The organism is Pedobacter nototheniae (assembly GCF_004335085.1).
GTDB classification, from domain to species: domain Bacteria; phylum Bacteroidota; class Bacteroidia; order Sphingobacteriales; family Sphingobacteriaceae; genus Pedobacter; species Pedobacter nototheniae.
Genome location: NZ_RQRS01000004.1, coordinates 53,268 through 74,614, shown reverse-complemented (window position 1 = coordinate 74,614; position 21,347 = coordinate 53,268). Strand labels below are relative to the sequence as shown.

At 35.5% G+C, this 21,347-nt stretch carries 16 protein-coding genes; 3 read left to right on the top strand and 13 right to left on the bottom strand.

Going from position 1 to position 21,347, the window contains the following annotated elements:
• Positions 1 to 73 precede the first annotated feature (73 nt).
• From EHC72_RS05200 to spt, 10 genes are read right to left on the bottom strand one after another with little or no spacing between them, the layout of a single operon-like run.
• The gene (locus EHC72_RS05200) at positions 74 to 1,027 is read right to left on the bottom strand and encodes a phosphatase PAP2 family protein (RefSeq protein ID WP_246029380.1); all 954 of its coding nucleotides are present in this window, start codon (positions 1,025 to 1,027) and stop codon (positions 74 to 76) included.
• Positions 1,014 to 1,634 carry a sterol desaturase family protein gene (locus EHC72_RS05195; RefSeq protein ID WP_131536610.1) on the bottom strand — a complete coding sequence of 207 codons (621 nt, stop codon included), beginning with the start codon at positions 1,632 to 1,634 and terminating at the stop codon, positions 1,014 to 1,016. The genes EHC72_RS05200 and EHC72_RS05195 overlap by 14 nt, the downstream gene beginning before the upstream one ends.
• Before the next feature lie 3 nt (positions 1,635 to 1,637).
• The gene (locus EHC72_RS05190) at positions 1,638 to 2,927 is read right to left on the bottom strand and encodes a DUF4833 domain-containing protein (protein WP_131536609.1); all 1,290 of its coding nucleotides are present in this window, start codon (positions 2,925 to 2,927) and stop codon (positions 1,638 to 1,640) included.
• A gap of 9 nt (positions 2,928 to 2,936) precedes the next feature.
• Positions 2,937 to 5,492, bottom strand: coding sequence for a DUF5686 and carboxypeptidase-like regulatory domain-containing protein (locus tag EHC72_RS05185; RefSeq protein ID WP_131536608.1), 2,556 nt, complete (start codon positions 5,490 to 5,492; stop codon positions 2,937 to 2,939).
• Complete coding sequence (locus EHC72_RS05180) at positions 5,493 to 5,867, bottom strand: GtrA family protein (RefSeq protein WP_131536607.1); 375 nt, start codon at positions 5,865 to 5,867, stop codon at positions 5,493 to 5,495.
• 4 nt (positions 5,868 to 5,871) lie between these two features.
• Positions 5,872 to 6,327 (bottom strand): phosphatidylglycerophosphatase A family protein, encoded by a 456-nt coding sequence (locus EHC72_RS05175; RefSeq protein ID WP_246029379.1) that lies wholly within the window; start codon positions 6,325 to 6,327, stop codon positions 5,872 to 5,874.
• On the bottom strand, positions 6,327 to 7,652 hold the full coding sequence (locus EHC72_RS05170) for an inositol-3-phosphate synthase (protein ID WP_131536605.1): 1,326 nt from the start codon (positions 7,650 to 7,652) through the stop codon (positions 6,327 to 6,329). The genes EHC72_RS05175 and EHC72_RS05170 overlap by 1 nt, the downstream gene beginning before the upstream one ends.
• Before the next feature lie 27 nt (positions 7,653 to 7,679).
• Positions 7,680 to 8,669, bottom strand: coding sequence for an NAD-dependent epimerase/dehydratase family protein (locus EHC72_RS05165; protein ID WP_131536604.1), 990 nt, complete (start codon positions 8,667 to 8,669; stop codon positions 7,680 to 7,682).
• Positions 8,666 to 9,787 (bottom strand): hypothetical protein, encoded by a 1,122-nt coding sequence (locus EHC72_RS05160; RefSeq protein ID WP_131536603.1) that lies wholly within the window; start codon positions 9,785 to 9,787, stop codon positions 8,666 to 8,668. The genes EHC72_RS05165 and EHC72_RS05160 overlap by 4 nt, the downstream gene beginning before the upstream one ends.
• Positions 9,784 to 10,989 carry a serine palmitoyltransferase gene (spt, locus tag EHC72_RS05155; protein ID WP_131536602.1) on the bottom strand — a complete coding sequence of 402 codons (1,206 nt, stop codon included), beginning with the start codon at positions 10,987 to 10,989 and terminating at the stop codon, positions 9,784 to 9,786. The genes EHC72_RS05160 and spt overlap by 4 nt, the downstream gene beginning before the upstream one ends.
• 575 nt (positions 10,990 to 11,564) lie before the next feature.
• Here spt and EHC72_RS05150 point away from each other — a divergent pair.
• Positions 11,565 to 12,470, top strand: a complete 906-nt coding sequence (locus EHC72_RS05150; RefSeq protein WP_131536601.1) for a helix-turn-helix domain-containing protein — start codon at positions 11,565 to 11,567, stop codon at positions 12,468 to 12,470.
• Between the two features lie 63 nt (positions 12,471 to 12,533).
• Here EHC72_RS05150 and EHC72_RS05145 read toward each other — a convergent pair whose 3' ends face one another.
• Entirely contained in the window at positions 12,534 to 14,927 is a 2,394-nt protein-coding gene (locus EHC72_RS05145) for a TonB-dependent receptor (RefSeq protein WP_131536600.1), read from the bottom strand.
• Positions 14,928 to 15,036: 109 nt separating this feature from the next.
• Positions 15,037 to 15,753 carry a hypothetical protein gene (locus EHC72_RS05140; protein ID WP_131536599.1) on the bottom strand — a complete coding sequence of 239 codons (717 nt, stop codon included), beginning with the start codon at positions 15,751 to 15,753 and terminating at the stop codon, positions 15,037 to 15,039.
• Between the two features lie 205 nt (positions 15,754 to 15,958).
• Between EHC72_RS05140 and EHC72_RS05135 the strand changes: the two genes are divergently transcribed.
• Both EHC72_RS05135 and EHC72_RS05130 read left to right on the top strand, forming a co-directional pair.
• On the top strand, positions 15,959 to 17,101 hold the full coding sequence (locus EHC72_RS05135; RefSeq protein WP_131536598.1) for a PepSY-associated TM helix domain-containing protein: 1,143 nt from the start codon (positions 15,959 to 15,961) through the stop codon (positions 17,099 to 17,101).
• Between the two features lie 69 nt (positions 17,102 to 17,170).
• Positions 17,171 to 18,175 (top strand): YncE family protein, encoded by a 1,005-nt coding sequence (locus EHC72_RS05130; RefSeq protein WP_131536597.1) that lies wholly within the window; start codon positions 17,171 to 17,173, stop codon positions 18,173 to 18,175.
• A gap of 103 nt (positions 18,176 to 18,278) precedes the next feature.
• Here the strand turns inward: EHC72_RS05130 and EHC72_RS05125 are convergent, their stop codons facing one another.
• Positions 18,279 to 21,314 carry an efflux RND transporter permease subunit gene (locus EHC72_RS05125; RefSeq protein ID WP_131536596.1) on the bottom strand — a complete coding sequence of 1,012 codons (3,036 nt, stop codon included), beginning with the start codon at positions 21,312 to 21,314 and terminating at the stop codon, positions 18,279 to 18,281.
• Positions 21,315 to 21,347 lie beyond the last annotated feature (33 nt).

Here is a 21,347-nt window from a genome sequence, read left to right as displayed (position 1 = left end):
AATAGCTTGTAAAAACGTTCATTAACGAACGTTATATGTACAGTATTGAACAGTTGATGGTTTACTTTAAAACCTAGGTAATGCTTTTAATTAAGTTATTACAAAATTGTTTAACTGGCTTTTGCTTTATTAACCAGTTAAAGGTTGTAATACCAATTGTTGCACAGGTAATGCCTGCTAAAACATCCAATATGTAATGGTGACTGGTATATACTGCAGAAAACCAAATACCGACCATTACAGTAAGGAAGAATACATTTATTGCGCCTAGCTTGTTTTTTAAGCCATAATAAAGTACTATAACTGGGTATGAGGAATGTAAGGATGGCATTGCTGCAAACACGTTAGATCCTTTACTATAAATGCCTTGAAAAAGGTTAATATTAAAATAATGATCGAACCGAACTAAGCCCGCGGTATTACCTGGGGTTTTAGCAATAAAATTAAAACCATGCTCTTGCACATACCATGGCGGTGCCGCCGGAAAAGCGTAATAAACAACAAAGCCTAAAAGGTTTACCCAAACAAAAGTAAGGGCAAAGTATACAAACTGCTGTCTGTTATAAAAAAACAAATAGGTAGCAAATGCTAAAGGTACGGGTACCCACATTAAGTAAAAAAAGCCTGTTACAACATCTAAAGCTGCAATGCTATTGAGTTTCCAATATTCATTTGGGGTGAGCAGCATTTGATGGAAATGGATTCCGAACAGCTTCTTTTCAAGCTCGTACAAACTTTGAATATGTACATCGCTAAAAAGATAATTGGGAAAGGCTTTCATATAATCGTACAGAATCCAATAGACGATGAAAATAGAAAAGCCGATGATGAATTTCCTCGTCCCTCTTGATAAGTAATAAAGCGAATTAAATATAAACACCAGCACAAGCTGATCTATTTTAAAACCCACAAGCAACACAGATAGCAAAATATAGCCTACAGAAATTGAGGCTGTTAAATACACATCCTTCATCTTAAAAAAATCGGCTTTCAGCTCAATTTCACCCTGCATATTATTTTTTTTCAAAATTTGATCTGAATATATTGTCCCAAAAAGTCCAGCTTACACCATAACCTTTTGTAGCGTCTGAATAGTGATGTAACATGTGATGTTGTTTTAATCTTTTCCAAAAACCGCTTTTAAAGTTAGCATGATGCAGGGCATAATGAACCATATCATAAAACAAATATCCTATCATAAAGCCGGAGAAGAAAGGATAAACCATATTTTCTGGTAAAAGCCAATCAAAAAGAAAATAAAAACCTAATGCCATTGGAATACTGGCAGATGGTGGCATTACCAATCTTTTATTATCGTTGGGGTAATCGTGATGAACACCATGAAATATAAAGTGGATTTTTTTACCCCACTCTGCTGTTGGTTCGAAATGAAATACAAAGCGATGTAATATATATTCGGTAATAGTCCAAATGCCTAACCCAAACAATAGCCAGCCTGCAAAGTTTAAAAGCGGCATATCCAATTGCCATAGGGCTTTCCAAAAAAGGAAGGCGATAACAGGTATATATACAATTAAAGGCACATAGTACCTTACTTTAGATAAGCTTTCGAGGAAATCATTTTTAAACATCCTGATGGATGCTGATGAATTAGATACAAAATTCTTTTTCATAATTTAAACTTTAATGCGCTCAATAAGCAATTTAGAAGGATCGGCCGCATCATAGCCTTTTAACTCTACATATTTAACATTTGGAAACCAGAAAGTACCGCCTTCTATTCTTAAAAAGATACGTTCTAGTTGCATTTTTTTATTGTTTACGGTTACAAATACATGGTACTTTTTATCTGCACCAGATTTATTTAAGTACATGGGCAAATTTTTATGGGAGGTAAAGCGAAGTTCAAACTGCCCATTGCCTAATGATTTACTTAAAATACCGTACGCAAATTTACGCTGAATGTAACCAAGTTCTTTTTTTTCGCCTTTATCACCATAGCGCATCCAGAAAACATTAACGGGCTGCTCGATATTTACCTCGCCATGCTTATCAACATTTAACTGGCAAATAATGGTGTTGGTATTGGGATCTCTCTGCAGATAAAAAAGTTGGTTACTAATATCCTTAGGTGTTGGAAAGGTAAGTGGTGATGGATCATTATTTTGTGCACTGGCATTAAACCCAACCATGCTTATGCTACCAAAAGCCAATAAAAAGCCTACAATTAAAGCTGCTTTATTGCCAGATAGGCGCTCGGCTTTTTCTTGCGCCTCCAATCCTTTTTTAGCTTCTAACAAACGTTTAATTGCGGTAATATTGGTTAATACTGCCATAATGGCAATAGGAAGGGTAAAAATGGTCATGGTTTCAAAAATATGAAAGGAAATACCTGGCATATAAATTTTATAATCACCACCAATAAAATGACTGCTTACCCCACAGGCTATGGCAAAAACGCCAATGGTAACCACACGTTCAGGGCGTTGCATTAAACCACCTTTACACTCTACGCCTAAGCCCTCAGCACGGGCACGGGTATAACTTACCATCATGGAGCCTATTAAAGCAATAAAAGCAAAAAGGGAGCTTAAAAAGTAATGGTGCGCAATTAGGTAATAACAAATTCCAAGAAACATAATCATTTCGCTATAGCGATCTAAAACGGAATCGTAAAGGGCACCAAATTTAGAACTCATATTGCCTAAACGGGCTACCTGCCCATCAAGCATATCAAAAATGCCAGCAAAAAGTACCAATGCACCCCCCCAGCCAATGTATGATAAATCGCCACGGTTGGATTTCTCTGCGCCAAGCACAAAAATTACGGCTACACCAATATTTAAAATTAAACCTATTGTGGTTACAGCATTTGGGGTTAACCCAATTTTAATCAATCCCTTTACAAAAGGATTAATGACTTTGTATATGCCTTGTTGGAGGCTGTCTCTAAATTTTGCTTTCATAAAGTAATTTTAAAAATCGAATTTAATTCTCGCCCTTATTCCCCATTCAGAAACTTCAGGATGGTTTAAATAGTTAAATCTTTTAACAAGATCAACTCTTAACAGTTTAAAAATATTGCCCACTCCTACGCTACCCTCCATATAAGGATCGTTACCTAAAGCGTAGGTTCTTGGTGTACCGTTTTCATAAACTGGTAATTGATACAAGCCGCTATTTAAAGCAGGATTGTTTTCATTACGTAAACCGCCGTAAAGTGCTTTAAATGAAACAACTTCTCTAAGCTTTAGCTTTTTTATTAATGGCATTTTATTAAAAAAGAAACCATTAAAATTATGATCGATATTGATACTTACGTAATGATCGCTTACAAACTCCAGAAAATTCATTAAGTTATAAGAGTTAAGCTGATAAGCATATGTTTGGTTGGCTCTATGTATATCCAACAATGGAAAAGGCACTTTACCGGCAATGTAGCCACCTTCAACTGTTACATCGCTATAACCAAGTTGCGAAAGATAAAAACGTTTATCAATGCTTCCCATAAGGTTATGGTAGTTATATTCTCCACCTAAAATACCCTTTAAACCTGCGGTATATTTTAAGTTAAAAACCGGATAACGATCGGCAATTGGGGTACGATAAATTTTCCCTTGAATAAATTTTTCATTTGGGGCATAACGTAATTGGATAGATGCTTCACTGGTGGTTAAACGATCTACCAAACTTCCGGTAGAGTTTTGGTAGTAAAGGCCGCCTGCCGGTGTTTGGCTCCATTTTTTTAATCCTATGCTGTAAGAGAAATGGTTTTCAAACTCTTTAACATAATCCAAACGATAAAAATCGTTGTACAACAACATATCATTTACCCCTCTTTTAAAGGATAAGAGAAAGTTATCTTCCTGTACAAACTGTAGTTCTTGCCCGGGTATTTTGGTATCTCTTTGAAAGCTTGCTCTGATGTAATTTTGAGGAAACTCGTAAATAGATTTATTATTTAAGGAGTATGTTCCTGAAAGGAAAAATTTCCACTTTTCATCCTTAAAACCATAAGCAGCATAATTTTCGAAGTAATAGCGTTTGCTGAGTTGGGGCGTGGTGCGACCGCCCAACCGCAAACGTAAGCCTTCTACATTGTTAAAACTGTAAAAGGTGTTTACCGGACCAATTTCATAAGGGCCCAAATCCTGATAGCCAGCAAATAAAAGGGTAACAATTTTCATTGTTCTTTTAAAGGATGGCAAATTTTGGAGTGTATCTATATTATGGTAAATTTTAAGCTGATCTTTAGATATGGTATCTAATCTATTTTGTTGCCAAAAAAGATCGCTTTTCTTATTAGCATCGGCTAAAACCACCGTATTTTTCCCTTGTAAAAGAGTATCTGGCAGTGGTGTATCGTATTGATAATTTTTAAAAGTTACGGTACGCTCGCCGGTAAAACCCCACCCCTTTGTTTTGCCAAGACCAAAATCGGCAAGCAAATTACTTTTAGTTAAGCTGTATTTTCCTTTGGCATTTGGTTCAAAATCGAGGTCGATTTTTAGAGCCCTTACAAAGTTTAAGTTTATATTTTTATTTACACTCATTGTTGCACCTGTAACTGCGTAGTGGCTATCGTTGGTTACATAAATTCTTCCTTCAAACAACATATCGTTTGTGTTGCGTGGGGTAAAAGAAAGCTCAATAAGTTGTGGTTTTTGATTTTTAAGGGTATCGGTAATAAAGAATTTATAAAATGCTGGGGCACCATCTGCCACCGGACTTAAAAACTCATTACTCATTACAGAAATGTTGTTTTTATAAATATCGATATCCTGATACATACGATCGAAATAAGTTTTCATTCCCTTATTATCAATATAACGATTATCAAATTCGACTTGTTTTTCTGCAACAACCACTGTTTTATTTTTCTCTGGCGATTTGCTATAGTAGTTATCAGCAAGTTTTTCCTGAATGTAAATTGGCAATAGGTTTTTACCGCCTATTAATGTAGAATCTTGCTCCTGAAAAAGGAACTGATAGTTTCTGAATATCTTTTTATTTTTAAACTTATCGGATACGTTACTTAATGAGAACAGCATTTTCTCATATTGCCTGTATGCTATTGTGTTGTAGCTTTTTATTCTATTTTCATCCTTGTGGGCAATAACTTGTCTAATAAGCTCAACTGCAGGATTATCTTTATTGCGATACCTTACCTTTTTACCGGCTACTACCACTACTTCATCCAATGATTTTGAATCGGATTTTAAGTTTACATCTATTTGTTGTGTTGTTGCTGGCACCACATTTTTTACCACCACCTGATAGCCTACATAATTAAAGCTTAAGGATGTTTGTGCTTCATTAGTGCTGATGGTATAATTTCCATTTACATCGGTTTGTGTACCTATTTTGGTTCCACTAAAAAATACTGAAACGTAAGGTAATGTTTCTTTGGTAGCTGCATCTCTAACGGTACCAGATATAACCGTTTTTTGGGCAAAAACACTCCCAATTAACATTACATTAAGTATAATGGATAAAAAGGAGCGGAATAAAAATATATGTAGACGTTTCATTTAACGGATAAAAATAAACTGCTTTTGCATAATGTAATTGTAGCTAGAGCCGATTACAACCGACACCAGCACTTTTGAGAGCACGTAATTGAGACTAAAAAACTGCGTTAATACATATACTCCGCCTGTTACCAAGAGCAGGTTGCCGCACCAAACGAGTATATACTTAATAATTTGAGGTTTTATATTTTGTGAACTTGCTGAAAAAACCCATTTACGGTTTACAGAAAAATTAAAAATGCCACCTGCCACCGTCCCGGTTATGCTAGCTGCCAGGTACCATAAACCAAAAAGATTTACACCGGCAATGGTAACCAAAAAATCAAGCAGCGACGCCGTGATAGACGAGGCTTGTGCTTTAAGGTAAGTGAGCATTTTGTTATAATAATTTAAGCACTATAACGAGTTGGAGAACCAAATTTGCGTATACTCCTGCCAAAACATCATCTGCCATAACGCCCCAGCCACCCGGCAAGGCTTCTAACCGGCGTATAAATAAAGGTTTCAGTATATCAAAAAACCTAAAAAGGATTAATCCTAAAATAATATACTCCCATTTTATCGGCACCCACAATAAGGTAATACACATGCCTGCAATTTCATCAATTACAACGCGGCCATGATCTTTACCCCAAATCGCTTCCACTTTATTGCCACTTATAACGCCAATAATAACCAATAAAATAGTTGCTATTAAAGCCGCCATAGGTGGGTAATAATAACCAGTTTGGAAAAGGTACCAGCAGGCACAGGCGGCTATTGCAGCGAAAGTACCTGCACCTTTACCAATGTACCCAATTCCCAAACCGGTTGATATGATTTTATGAAAAATCACTATAATGTTTCTACCAATTCTTCTTCATAATCCTGCCCTAAATGAGTGATTAAATCTTCACCCATAATGTAACGTAAGGTATTTTGAAGTTTCATTAATTGTTTAAAAATATCGTGTTCTGCATTTAATCCTGGCAAAGTTTGTGGCGATTTTAAATAGAATGATAACCACTCTTGAATACCCGACATGTTTGAACGTTTAGCCAAATCGATAAATAAAGCCAAATCCAACACAATTGGTGCAGCTAAAATAGAATCGCGGCATAAGAAATTGATTTTAATCTGCATTTTATAACCCAACCAGCCAAAAATGTCGATGTTATCCCAACTTTCTTTATTATCACCGTGAGGCGGATAATAGTTAATACGGATTTTGTGGTACATATCTCCATATAAATCCGGATTAGATTCTGGCTTAAAAATCTCATCCAATACACTTAGTTTAGAAACCTCTTTGGTTTTAAAGTTATCAGGGTCATCCAATACTAAACCATCTCTGTTGCCTAAAATATTATCAGAAAACCAACCATTAACACCTAAAGCACGTGCACTTAAACCTGGAGCCAAAATGGTTTTCATTAAGGTTTGTCCGGTTTTAAAATCCTTACCCGCAATTGGAGTATTGGTTTCTTTAGCCAACTCTAAAAGCGCAGGGATATCAACTGTTAAGTTAGGCGCACCGTTTGCAAATGGAACCCCTAATTTAAGCGCAGCATAAGCATAAATCATACTTGGTGCAATGCGTTTATCGTTGTCTTTTAAGCCTTGTTCAAAAGCAGCCAAAGTTTCGTGTACTTCAGATGGTTCGAAATAAATTTCGGTAGAACCACACCAAACCATTACTAAACGATCGCAATTATTTTCTGCCTTAAAATTTTCAATATCAGCAATAACCGCTTGTGCCAATTCGTAACGATTATCAATATCCTTAACAAATTTACCGTCAAGATTTTTTACATAGTTTTTATCAAAAGCAGCTCTCATTGGTTTAATGGCCTGCAGTTCTTCACGCACATCACGTAGTAAGTTTGCATCTAATACTCTTGCATTAAGTGCGGCTTCGTAAACGTTATCTTCATATACATCCCATCCACCAAAAACCAGGTCTTCAAGGTTTGCTAAAGGCACAAAATCCTTAATTTTAGGCTGTTTATTTTCGGTTCTTTTACCTATACGGATGGTTCCCATTTGCGTTAACGAACCGATAGGCTTAGACAAACCTTTTTTAATAGCAGCTACTCCGGCAATCATAGTAGTGGCTACCGCCCCAAGTCCAGGCATTAATATACCCAGTTTACCCTCAGCTGATTTTACTTGTTCTTTCATTTTACTTTATTTTAACTGTCTAATTATTTATAACCATTTGTTGCTCTTGTACCACTTTATTGTTTCACCCAGTCCTTTTTCTAATTGGTACTGAGGTATAAAGCCAAGATCTTTTTCTAAATTTTCAATATTTACGCTCCAGTTTATGGCTGTGAGCTCTTTAATCTTATCTACATTTAAGGCAGGTATTTTACTAAACACGCCATAGCTGCGTTCTAAAACCCATGCAAGTCCCTTAATGATGTTTACAGGAACATTAAGTGTAAATGTTTTCTTTCCTAGTGCCTTACGGGCATAATTGGCTAACGAGAAGCGATCGTAAGTAAGCCCATCAGAAATGTTGTAGGTTTTATTTACAATGTTTGAACTTAGCGCTTTTACCACTGTTTGAGCTAAATCTGTAACGTACACAAAGCTCAATTGCTGCTCTATATTACCAATGTAAAGCTCTAAACCCGAGCTTATAGTTTTAAGAAGAATGAAAATATCTTTCTCTCTGGGGCCATAAACTGCTGTTGGACGAAAAGTAATTAATGGCAAATCTTTAATTTGATTTAAATACGTTTCTGCCAGTGCCTTACTTATTCCATAATTTGTAACCGGGTTGGAAGAACTGCTATCAAGCAGTTCGCCACTTTTTTCCTTTAACGGGCCAATTGCTGCCAAGCTGCTTACAAACACAAATTTTTCTATTTTATGTGTTGCTATAGAAGCAGCTATTGCCAGGTTGCGGGTATATACGGCATTAACGTGCAAATATTCTTGCAGGTTTTTGGCCTTTGTAATTGCTGCTGCATGGATAATGTAGTGGTATTTTTTTTCTTCAATATCTCTTTTTAAAAGGTACATTGATTCAAAATCCAACTCTACAAAATTGATATCGAAACCTTTAAGATGATCTATTGAGCTTGATTTACGAACGCTTGCATAAACTTCCATACCAAGAGCCAATGCAGATTCAATTAAATGAAAACCCACAAAACCTGTTGCACCAGTAATTAATACCCTCTTTTTCATATTGTTTTTTCGAGAATCCTGTATTTCCGGTAAAGCTTGCCCCCAATATCTTCAATCGGCTTATTTATTAAATCATTATGATCTAAAGTCCAGCTTGCCTCTGCATATTGCATTTTTTTCGCTGTAAAGCTTTTAATAATGTTTCCGTATAAACAGGCTTCAATACCCATTTTGCGATAACCATCAATTACGCCTAGCAATAAAATACGAATACCATTTATTTTCTTTTTATTAAGCAACAACTTTAAAAGTCCTGTTGGGAATAAACGACCTCTTTTAATTTTGATTAATATTTGATTGATATCTGGAATAGCCAATGCAAAGCCAACAATTTTACCGTGTTGCTCGGCAATAATGCAGAAATCAGGATCAAGAATCATTTTTAAATCCTTTGCGGTATAATTAAATTCCTTATCCGTCATTGGTACAAAGCCCAGGTTTTTATCCCATGCCTTGTTGTATACCTCACGAATGGCATCACATTCACGCTGAAAATTTTTCATATCAATTTTGCGGATGATGATGTCGTTTCGCTGTAAACGTTCTTCAATTTTATTAAGCAACCCAACAGATCTTTCGCTGTAATTGCCGGCCGTATATCTGTATGCTCTTAAATCAACATTTTTATTAAAACCAATTTGCTCTAAAAGTGGTAGATAATAAGCTGCATTGTAAGGCATCATGGCTACAGGTGGCCCATCAAAACCTTCAATTAAAAGACCGCATACCTCATTTGTTGAGAAATTAACCGGACCTAAAATTTTAGTCAAACCTTTTTTAGTAAGCCAATCTTGCACTGCATTCATTAGTGCTGTAGCAACTTCTGGATTATTTATGGTATCAAAGAAGCCAAAAAATCCTTCTTTTACTTCATATATTTTATTGTGGTTGGTATTATTTATGGCCGCAATTCGTCCAACAATTTTATCACCATCGTAAGCTAAAAAAAGTTGAATTTCTGAATGTTCGTAAAAAGGATGTTTGCCTGGTGTAAGTAAATCGCGTTGCGCAATAAAAAGTTCGGGCACATAATTTACGTCGTTTGCATACAGTGTATGTGGAAAATCGACAAATGCCTTTAGCAATTTTTTATCGCTAACTTCTACTATTTTTATCATGATTGCGTACCTACAAGGTTTGAATTAACGGTTTTAAATGCTGCACTTAATTTTTCTATTGCGGTTTCTATTTGCTCAAAGCTGTGTGTTGCCATCAGCGAAAAGCGAATCAAGGATGAATCTGAAGGTACGGCAGGTGAAACCACAGGATTTACAAATACCCCATTTTGCTGTAGGATATTGGTAATCATAAACGTTTTGGTATTATCCCGGATGTAAACAGGAATAATTGGGCTGTTGGAATGACCGATATCGAAGCCTGCTTCTACCAATAATTTCTTAGCATATTCTGTATTTTGCCAAAGTTTATCAATACGTTCAGGTTCTGATTCGATAATATCCAATGCGGCAATAACGCTGGCAACAGCCGATGGTGGCATACTTGCACTAAACATTAACGATCTTGCACGGTGTTTAATAAATTCAATTGTTTGCTCATCACCAGCAATAAATCCACCTAAAGAGGCAAGTGATTTACTGAAGGTTCCCATAATTAAATCTACCTTATTGTTAAGGTTGAAGTGAGAAGCCGTACCCGAGCCATTAAAACCAATAACACCCAGGCTGTGTGCATCGTCCATCATAATATTAGCACCAAATTCATCAGCAATCTTTACCATTTCTGGTAGATTAACTAAATCGCCTTCCATGCTAAAAATACCATCAGAAACGATGAGCTTTGCAGCATCTTCAGGCAATCTGCTTAATTTCTTTCGCAGATCATCCATGTCATTATGCGCATACTTTATTGTCCTGGAGAAAGACAGCCGGCTTCCATCGATAATTGAGGCGTGATCGTACTCATCCAGAATCAGGTAATCGTTTCTATCCAGTAAACAAGAAATTACACCGAGATTGACTTGAAAACCTGTGCTAAAAAGTACGGCAGCTTCCTTACCGACATAATCGGCTAAACGACTTTCGAGATTTAAATGAATATCCAGTGAGCCATTTAAAAACCTCGATCCTGCGCAACCAGTACCATATTTATCTATTGCCTGCTTTGAGGCTTCTTTAATTTTGGGGTGGTTAGTTAACCCTAAGTACGAGTTTGAACCAAACATCAATACTTTTTGCCCATTAATCATCACTTCAGTATCCTGAGCGGATTCAATTGATCTAAAATAAGGGTATAATCCCTTCTCCTTGATAATTGATGCATCTTTGAATGAAGCAATTCTATCTTGTAATTTTTTACGCATCCCTGTGCAGTTATTCGGCAGAGCCCTTTTAAATTCTATCCGGAAAGTTGGCTTTCCCCCTTAAAATCATTCATTTTTATTAGCTTTTGGTTAAGCTAAATCTGATAACAGTAATTAAACGATTTGATTATGCAATTTTAACGTGGGTTGAGCCTCAAAAAAAGGTTTAAATGTGGGAAATATTGGTCAAAAAGGTGGATCGCCGAAATGTGACATTTAGATGAGTTGACCATCTGACCTCCTGACTTATTGTTTAAAATAGTAAAAACATAAAATTCAAATACAGCAAAATACTATTTGAAGCAAAAAACTCACGTATATCAACAATATACTAAAAAACAATGAATTATGTACAAAAAAAAGTTAATCAAAATTTAAAAATGAATCAAACTTTAGTCATATTAAAAAAATAGTAATTTATTTTTTCCAAAAATATTACATTTGTTTTTGAACAAAACTAACAGACAAAAGGGCAGATTTTTTCGGGTAAACCTGATCTTTTTTAAAGTGTAAAAAAACACCAAAAAAGGAAGGGATTTATCTGTTAAATAATAGTTACGAATCACCGATAACCTATGCAGCAACATCAACTTAATACATCCCATGCGCAAGTAAATTTTGATGAAAAAGCTTTCCATAATGAAGATCTTAATGTTACAAAACACGATGGTGAAATTCCTCGCCCATGCAATGAACCCTTTCGATCTGCCTCTTATTCCCTTATTTTAATTTTAAAAGGGAAGCTTAATCTTAAAACAAATTTTGTACAAGACAGCCTAAAAGAGCGAGATATTGTATTTGTTTTCCCGGGCTCAATACATGAAATTGAACAGCCCGAAAACGTATCTTTTATTAGGATTGGCTTTAATAAGGATTACCTGAAAAGACAAGGTGTATTTTTAGGCAGCGCAGAAAGCTATAGATTATTTAGAGAACATGCAACGCATAAATTTTCACTATCCAAAGAAGAGTTTAACGATATTTTGAATGATATTTTGGCTTTACAAAAAAAGCTTAAACTTTCGCCTGATACGCCACACATAAAGGACATTGTTAGAAATAGCTTTTTAGAAATATTATATGATCTATTTCTGATTAACAATAAGCGAAATGCATTTGTACCGATTAAGCACGATAGTAAAACTGAACTTACTACACGTTTTTTAACACTGCTATCTGAAAATTTCAGAAAGGAAAAGCGTGTGCAATATTATGCGAATGTATTGTGCATTACTTCAAGGCATTTATCGCAAGTGGTAAAACAAGTTACCGACAGAACTGCTGGAGAATTGATAGATGAAATGGTTATTGGTGAGGCTAAAATATTGTTAACCGGTCATATTTTAAATGTATCGGAGGTAGCTGAAACACTTAACTTTAGCAATTCTTCCTTTTTTGGGAAGTATTTTAAGAAGAATACTGGATTTTCTCCTTCTGAATATAAAACGGCAAATAATATTGCTCAAACACCACCATTTTAGTCCTGAGTAGATAATCAAAATAAAAAAGGTTCTTTAGCAATGTGCTAAAGAACCTTTTTTATTTTAGAATTTTAATACAACGTTTCCTATAAACCTTGCTGGTGCTTGCGGTGTTAACCTTACCGACCATGTTTTTTCGCTGGTTAGGTTATCTACTTTCATGCCTATACGATACCTTGGCTGATCGTAAAACACAGTTGCATCAAGCATGGTATATGATGGAATAGTTATTTTGGTTGTAACCGTATTAGTATGATAAGACCAGCTTCCGGCATTACCGCCAAAGCCTAAGCCCAAGCCCTTTAAATCGCCTTCGGAAATGCGGTAACTTAACCAAAGATTAAATGTATGTGGTGGACCAGATAAACCTGGACGTAAACCATCTGTTGATGGATCAGACTTGGTTAATTTACTGTCGTTATAAGCATAACCCGCAACAATGTTAAAGCCTGCAAAAGGGTTTGCGTTTAAATCAACCTCTATACCTTTGCTGTAACGCGTTCCATCCTGCACTTTGTAATTAGCATCGTTAGGATCTTCACGTAGCATATTAGCAACTTTAATATTGTAATAACTTACTGTACCTACTAACCTGTGGTTAAATAAATCACCTTTTACACCAAATTCAAGCTGATTGGCATGTTCTGGTTTAATTGCGCTTCCATCAGCAATAATACCGCTATTGTTAAAGAAACCATTCATATAGTTACCAAAAACAGATAAATGATCTTTAGAAACTTCGTAAACAAGACCTAATTTTTGCGATAAAGAGGTTTGATTGTATGGGCCAGTTTGTATGCCGCCCACACCAATACCTCCAGAAGTTATGCCTGTAGTAATGTTGTAAACGCCATCATATTTATAACGGTTTACCCGCAAGCTTAGCATGGCCGATAATCTATCAGTAATGTTAATCACATCGGATGCGTAAGCGGAATAGGTGTTATCGCCATTGCTTTCTTTACGCAAATCTTTTGTAGCACTTCTGCTGGCTAATGAATCTACTTTAAAGCGGCTAACGCGATAAACTGGTGTATTAATAAAATCAACTGCAGGAAGATTAACCGTTACACGATCGAAGTTATTTGAATTGTTATAATAATCTAAACCTACAACCAAACGGTTACGCAGGTTGGCAATTTTAAAATCGCCTATAAAATTTTGCTGTACATTGGTTGCAATAAAGGCTGTAGTACCAGCAATTACCTGGGGTGCAATTGTAGAATTGCTTGTACCACGTAAAGCAGAAATATATCCATTTATAGATGAGCGGGCACGTGAAATAATGGTTTGAGAAGTCCACTGTCCAGATATTTTATAATTCATCTGTGCAAAAATATTCAGCATTTGCGTTTGATATGGCAAATCATTACTTAAGAAGGTTTTGTTGTAGGGAAACTCCATATCTGCAATTGATTTATTAACCAAAACTTTGCTTTTTGCATCAATAAATGGATTAAAACGAACTACGGACGTTCCTTTAGCTTGTCCAAACTCTACATCTAACAGTAAGGATAAACGATCTGTAATTTGATAAGAAAAACTTGGTGCTAAACTTAAACTATTGGTAAAACCTTGATCCTGAAAGCTCTTTTCGAAACTGGTTGCACCGTTAAGTCTAAACAGCGCTGTTTTATCTGCATTTACGGGTGTATTTACATCTAAAGTTAGGCGATTAAAGTTCCAGCTTCCACCAAAATAACTTACTTCACCACCAAAACCGTTGTAAGGTTTTTTAGTAACGCGATTATATAAACCACCGTAACTACTTGAAATTGCATTACCAAATAAAGTTGCCGATGGGCCTTTAATTGCTTCCACGCGTTCGAGATTTGCTGGATCAATTGAAGAAAATGCCGCTCCTGCTACACCATTTCTGGCGTTTGGCTCTGTTTCAAAACCACGTGAACGGAAGGTTACCCGCCCTTGGTTTGCAATCATTGGAACGCCGGCACCTGGAACATTTTTTGAAATACTTCCTAAATCAACCGCCATTTGTTCTTGAATCAACTCTTTTGAAACCGAGTTATAAACTTGTGGGTTTTCTAAATTTTTAAGCGGAAGCCTTGCTATGTATACACTTTCTTTTTTAGCAAACCTGTTTGTAGCACCTGCAACCGTTACTTCTTGCAAAGCTTGTACATTTTCTTTCTCCAGTTGATAGCTTACATTAACAGTATCACCAGAGATAACTTTTACTTTAAAATCTTTTTGGGCAACACCTAAAACCTGTATTCTTAAAGTGTAATTTCCTGGAGTAACATTTACAAAAGCATAATTTCCTTGCTCATTTGTTAACGTAGTTCTCTTAATTTCTATTAATGATACTGATGCCGAAGCATATGGAGATCCATCTACCAAAGTTATTTTTCCGGATATCTTACCAGAACTTTGGGCAAAAACTGTTAGTCCTGTAAATAAGAAACAGGCTAACAAAATAAAGTATAAAGGTTTCATCAAATAATAATTATAAGGATATGTTTAAATATGGGCGCAAATATAGAAACATTATTTATAATTAGTCTAAATTACAAAGCAAAACATCACCACAAATGTTACAGTAAGTTTATTTGATGAAAAGGCAATAATTACAACGGTGGCGAATACTGGTGTAGGGAATGCCTTTGTAGTTTCCAGCTTTAGAATCAACAAAATCTTGCCTAATTACATACATTCCTTTGGTACTTATTGAGAATGTAGCTTCTCCATTTTCATCAAGCGTTAGTTCTTTCTCCCAATTTTGGGGATTAAAAACCCGAAGTTTAGTATTTTTCTTCGCCTGTTTACCATCGTTATACGCTTTAACGATAACTAAATCTCCTTTTTGCTGAATTAAAATATCCAAAAACTGTGATGGAGTACTTTTATAATTTTCTACTTCTACTTGGTAGTTACTACGTAGATAATCAATCGGCAAAATGTTCTCTCCTCCTATTTTAGATCTATCAACAACAGGATGCGTATCATTTAAGCCCAAAATACGGTATATACCTTTTAGTTTAGGGGTAAAATAAGCTTCCCAACAGTCATTCTTTAGCGTTAACTTTAAGTCTGTTTTATTTCCTGAGGGATCAATTAAATTCAATTTAAACTCTCCTGTTAGTGAAAGTTCTCTTCCAGTTTGCCTATGGCGAATGCCTAAATCATCAATATTACCATATATAAGTTGTACGGTTACAAGGTAATTTAGCTTTCCTGAGCCTTTAATTTCCATCCAATAGGCACTGGCTTTACTTGTAAAAGAAAAAATTAAAAAACTAATTAGTAAAAGTAATGTGCGCATAAAAATCAAGTCGTGAGGTAAACGAAGCAATTGTGTGCAAAATTACAAAGTATATCACTTGCAGGAAAGCTATTTTTAATTATTCTAAATAAATACGTATTTTCGCCGCACAATGTATAGATGGATAATTTATACTTGAACAAAACATATTGTTGGTTATAAAAAATTATAATCAAAGCAGAAAGAAGCACGTACTACAACACATATGACAGCGAGAACAGTTAAAAAGAAAAAACCAGAGATTTTTGGAAAAACAATGTCTTTTTTACACCTGTGGTTAGGAATTGTTGCTGGCTTGGTTCTTTTTGTAGTTGCTACTACTGGCGGCATTTTAACTTTTGAGGAGGAGTTAACACCACTTTTATTTTCATCAGAGCAAAAGGTACAACCTTCTGGAACTATGCTTTCGCCGGATTCATTGGTTTCTATTGCGAAAACTGTTTACCCTGATAAAAAAATTGCCAGATTATACCTTCCACAAGAAGCTGAACATAGCATTAAAGCAACATTTGGATCTAAAAAGAAAGGTTTGGATTATGTTTACATCAATCCTTATACGGGGAAAATATTATCAAAAGGAAAAGAAAGTAAACGTTTTTTTGTAGTTGTTTTAAATTTACATCGCTTTCTTTTAGCCGGAAAAACAGGTAAAACCATTACAGGAATATCTTGTGCTATTACTTTTTTTATGACGCTTAGCGGGCTTTACCTATGGTGGCCGAAGAATAAAAAGATACTAAAACAGCGCTTACAGATTAAAACTGATGCATCATTTAAACGTGTTAACTGGGATCTTCATGCGGTAAGTGGTTTTTATGCTTCTATATTTTTAGTGGTTATTACACTTACTGGCCTGGTATGGAGCTATACTTGGGTAGAAGATTTATTGTTTAAAATAACTGATGGCAAAAAAGAAAAGGTTGCTGAAGTAAAACAATCTCCTGAAAAAATCAAAAAAGCTGATGGATTGTATGCCTCAATTGTAGCACAAACTAATAAGGTATATCCACATAGTGGAGGAATTATACTTTCTTTCCCGGAGAAAAATGATAAACCTGTTGTGGTTTCTAAAGAAAATCAAGATCATGTTATGGTTACAAGCGATCAGGTGTATTTTGATAGCCGTAATGGACAGATGCTCGATCAAAAAACATTTTCAAGTTTGAGTCTTGGTAGTCAAATTAGAAAAATGAATAAACCTATTCACACAGGAAGTATTCTTGGATGGCCAACAAAACTTATTGCCTTTTTAACCACTTTAATCTGTGCTTCTCTCCCAATTACAGGATTTATGATTTATCTTGGTAGAGGAAAAAAGAAGAAAAAGCAGCAAGTTTCTACCATTTAAATGCTTCTTAAATAAATCTTCAGGATTGCTACAGAGTGTTTTGTTTTATTTATGAAAAAATAAATTTTCATGAAAAACAAAATTTTAGGTATCGCAATGCTTTCTGCATTAGGCTTTTCCGCATCTGCACAGCAGAAAAATGATTTACGTATTTTGGCTGTTCATAAAATCCATAGCGATGGTGGCTGGGATTATTTAAGTGTAGACCAAAAAAGCAAGAATCTTTTCATTTCGCATGGCAATCAGGTTAACATACTTAACAGTAAAGGCGATTCTATTGGCATAATTTCAAATACGATTGGTGTGCATGGAATTACTTTTGTAAACAACTTAGGTAAAGGCTATACGAGTAATGGCAAAAGTGCATCGTGTACTATTTTTGATTTAAAAACTTTTGCTGTTCTTGGTCAGGTTAATGTTGGACAAAACCCTGACGCCCTATTTTATGATGATTTCTCAAAAAAAGTAATTGTATTTAATGGTAAAAGTAAGGATGCGAGTATAATTGATCCTAAAACAGACAAAGTAATTGCTACTGTTGCATTAGGTGGCAAGCCCGAAGCTGGCGTATCTGACGGTAAAGGCAAAATTTATGTGAACATAGAAGATACGAATGAGATTGTATGCTTTAGTGCGCTTAATTTTAAAGTACTGTCGAGATATAAACTTACAGGTGGTGAAGAACCATCAGGGTTGGCTATTAATCGGTTAACATCTAGATTATTTACGGTTTGCTCCAACAAAAAGATGATTATTCTGGATGCAAATTCGGGCAAACAAATTACATCACTTCCGATTGGCGAAGAATGCGATGGTGTTGTTTTTGATCCGGCTACGAAATTAGCTTATAGTGCTAATGGGGAAGGGAATATTACTGTGGTAAAAGAAATTTCTGCAGATAAATTTGTTGTGCAAGAAACGGTAAAAACGGCAGTTGGCGCTAGAACAATTGCACTAGATTACGATAATCATCATTTATTTTTACCAACGGCAGATTTTGAAAAGACAAGCGTTTCAGGGCAACGTCCTAAAAAGATTTCGGGAACTTTTAGAGTTTTAGAAGTAGGGAAATAGAAAAAGTTATTTGCCACGAAATCACTAAAATCGATGGAACTAATTTTCCTTTGAATTGTGTGATTTCGTGGCTTTTTTAGTTAAGAACTATTTTATTGGAGGCTTAAAGTACATAAGTATTAAAATAGAACTTTCTAATTAAACTTGGCAATGCAATTAGCAACAAAGGCAAAGCAACAATAAAACCTCCAATTACTGCAATAGCAAGTGGTTGATGTAGTTGTGCGCCAGCTCCTATTCCTAAAGCTAAAGGTAAAAGGGCAATAATAGCCCCAAGTGCCGTCATTAATTTTGGCCTTAATCGCGTTGATATTGCATAAGTAATGGCATCATCTACAGATTTATCGTTCAATGATTCTTTAAACTGGAGGAAGGTAAAAATTGCATTTTCGCCAATAATTCCTACAATCATAATTAGCCCGGTATAACTGCCTACATTTAAAGGTGTATTGGTTAAAAACAGAGCCAAATAACTGCCTGAAATCCCTAAAACGGAAATTAATAGGATTAAAAAAGCAATCTTAAAATCTTTAAATAAGAACAGGATTACACTAAAAACTAATAAACTTGAAGCAATAAGAATGGTAAGCAACTCGGCAAAAGATTGCTGTTGTTCCTTGTAAGCACCACCATACTCAATATGGTAGCCTGATGGGAGACTAATTTTAGTGTTTACCGCTGTTTGAATGTCTTTCATTACACTACCTAAATCTCTATTATCTAATCTGGCTGTGATAACGCCAATGGTTTGCAGATTTTCTCGTTGCACTTCGGCACTACCAGACTTCAGTTCTACTTTAGCCAAATTTTGAATTGGTATTGCTGTACCATCGGGTAAGAATATTTTTAAATTATTAATATCAGAAACCCCAAATTTTCTACTTCCAGGATAAACCATACGTATTGGCGAAAGCTGTTGTTTATCATATAAATCGCCAATTACATTTCCTTGCATGGCGGTTTGCAATTGAGTTTGAAAAGAAAGTGGCGTTATTCCATATTGCGCCAGCATAGCGAAATTGGGCTGAATGCCAACCGTTGGACCAGAAAGTACAATTCCATTAAAAACATCGGCTGTACCATTAACTTTTGCAACAATTGCCGATACTTGTTTTGATAAATCTTGCAATTTTTGTTGATCGTTACCGAAAATTTTAACTTCAACTGGCTGAGTGGAGCTCATTAAATCGCCAAGCATATCACCGATAACTTGACCAAAATCGACCACCAAAGCTGGTTGAGTACTTTCTATTTGAGTTCTAATTTCAGAAATAACCTCACTTGTACTTTTACTTCGATTTGGTTTAAGCTGAATTAAATAATCTCCGGTATTGGGTTCAGTAATAAAAAAACCCATCTGCGTGCCAGTTCTTCTGGAATATGCCTGCACATCTGGAATTTTGACCAGTTGTTTTTCCACTTCTTTTAGCATTCGGTCTGTTTCTTCCAAAGAAGTTCCTGGAGGAGAAGCATAATCTAGAACAATACTTCCTTCATCCATTTCGGGTAAAAAACCAGTTTCTAATCTTGGAAAAACCAATACAATTGAAACCACAAGTAAAAGCATAAAACCAAAGGTAAAATATGGCCTTTGAATAAAATATGGAACCCATTTTTGGGTTTTAACTTCGTGAACGATTTCCTTTTTAACGGGTTTATTGTTTTTTGTTTTTCGCGTAAGCATTAAATAAATTACTGGCAAACCCAACCAGGTTACAAAAAATGAACAAACCAGCGTAATAATCATGGTATTAGTCATTACCTGGAAATATGAACCAGCAACCCCCGTCATTAAAACAAAGGGAACAAAAATTACAATTGTACTAATGGATGAGCCCAACATAGCTGGAAAAAGGTAATTTACGGCCCGCATTAATAACCAAACCGTAGATTCTTCGGGGTGCTCCTCGTGCGTTCGATGAATTTGCTCTACAACAACAATGGCATCATCAATAATTAAACCGATGGCTGCAGCAATTGCGCCCAAAGTCATGATATTGAGTGAATAATCTATTACATACAACACAATTATAGTTAAACAAAGTGTAACAGGAATTGTAATAAGGATGGTTGCACTCGCTTTTAGCGATCTTAAAAAAATAATGGCTACAATAATGGCTAGTGCCAGGCCTATCCATAAGCTATCTCTTACACTTTTGACAGATTCATTCACAAAATCTGCCTGTACATAATAAGGTTTAATAGTTACACCGGCGGGTAAAAGGTGTTGAAGCTGAGAAACCTTGGCTGTCATTTGGCTGGATAGATCAACCAAATTAGCATTAGGCTGTTTAATTACAGCAATTAAAATCCCATCCTTACCGTTGGCATTAATTCGGGTATACTCCACACTTTGCTGAATATTTACCTTGGCAATATCACTTACCTTAATAATTCGGTTGCCTTTTCTAATTAAAACTAATTCTTCAAGATCGCTCTTGGTTTTAACGGTTGCATCGGTTACAGAAAGGTATAAAAAGTTATGATCGGAAAGATAACCGTTGGATTTTATAAAATTTGTTTGAGCCAGTGCATTACTAATTTGATCTGGAGAAACGCCTAGCGATTGCATTTTCTGAATATCCAGTTCGAGCCAAAACTCTTTGCTTTTCCCTCCTATTACACGAATTTCTGAAACGCCTGCCACTTGCGATAGAAAAGGCTTAACGGTAAAAGTGGCTATTTTTTTAAGTTCTACAGGAGAATAATTATGACTTTCTAAACTATAACCGCTTACTGGAAGAATAGAAGGATTCATTTTTTCTACTGAAATATTGACCCCAGCAGGCAGCGAAGCACTAATTTTTGCTATTTGTGATTCAATCCGTTGTTGACTTAAATCTATATTTGCTCCAGGATTCATAAATGCCGAAAGCTCACAACTCCCTCTACTTGTTGTACTTCTAACCAACTGCAAATCTGGAACTTGTTTTACTGCGTTTTCTAATGGACGAGTTACGGTAACCACCATTTTATCAACAGGTTGCAATTCAGCATCGGCAATAATTTTAATCTTCGGAAACGTAATTTCCGGAAAAAGGCTTGTCTTTAATTGCTGAAAGGAATAAACTCCTCCAACAATAATGATTACCAGAACGGCCAGAATTGGGTTTTTATGTGTGATAAAGAAGTTTTTCATTTAATGGAAATTGTAATGTGAATGGTGATAAAC

What these genes read in the sequence shown, in the direction of transcription:
- EHC72_RS05195 (WP_131536610.1), bottom strand. Translation starts at nt 1,634, where the DNA reads ATGAAAAAGAATTTTGTATCTAATTCATCAGCATCCATCAGGATGTTT.
- EHC72_RS05190 (WP_131536609.1), bottom strand. Translation starts at nt 2,927, where the DNA reads ATGAAAGCAAAATTTAGAGACAGCCTCCAACAAGGCATATACAAAGTC.
- EHC72_RS05185 (WP_131536608.1), bottom strand. Translation starts at nt 5,492, where the DNA reads ATGAAACGTCTACATATATTTTTATTCCGCTCCTTTTTATCCATTATA.
- EHC72_RS05180 (WP_131536607.1), bottom strand. Translation starts at nt 5,867, where the DNA reads ATGCTCACTTACCTTAAAGCACAAGCCTCGTCTATCACGGCGTCGCTG.
- EHC72_RS05170 (WP_131536605.1), bottom strand. Translation starts at nt 7,652, where the DNA reads ATGAAAGAACAAGTAAAATCAGCTGAGGGTAAACTGGGTATATTAATG.
- EHC72_RS05165 (WP_131536604.1), bottom strand. Translation starts at nt 8,669, where the DNA reads ATGAAAAAGAGGGTATTAATTACTGGTGCAACAGGTTTTGTGGGTTTT.
- EHC72_RS05160 (WP_131536603.1), bottom strand. Translation starts at nt 9,787, where the DNA reads ATGATAAAAATAGTAGAAGTTAGCGATAAAAAATTGCTAAAGGCATTT.
- spt (WP_131536602.1), bottom strand. Translation starts at nt 10,989, where the DNA reads ATGCGTAAAAAATTACAAGATAGAATTGCTTCATTCAAAGATGCATCA.
- EHC72_RS05150 (WP_131536601.1), top strand. Translation starts at nt 11,565, where the DNA reads ATGCAGCAACATCAACTTAATACATCCCATGCGCAAGTAAATTTTGAT.
- EHC72_RS05145 (WP_131536600.1), bottom strand. Translation starts at nt 14,927, where the DNA reads ATGAAACCTTTATACTTTATTTTGTTAGCCTGTTTCTTATTTACAGGA.
- EHC72_RS05140 (WP_131536599.1), bottom strand. Translation starts at nt 15,753, where the DNA reads ATGCGCACATTACTTTTACTAATTAGTTTTTTAATTTTTTCTTTTACA.
- EHC72_RS05135 (WP_131536598.1), top strand. Translation starts at nt 15,959, where the DNA reads ATGACAGCGAGAACAGTTAAAAAGAAAAAACCAGAGATTTTTGGAAAA.
- EHC72_RS05130 (WP_131536597.1), top strand. Translation starts at nt 17,171, where the DNA reads ATGAAAAACAAAATTTTAGGTATCGCAATGCTTTCTGCATTAGGCTTT.
- EHC72_RS05125 (WP_131536596.1), bottom strand. Translation starts at nt 21,314, where the DNA reads ATGAAAAACTTCTTTATCACACATAAAAACCCAATTCTGGCCGTTCTG.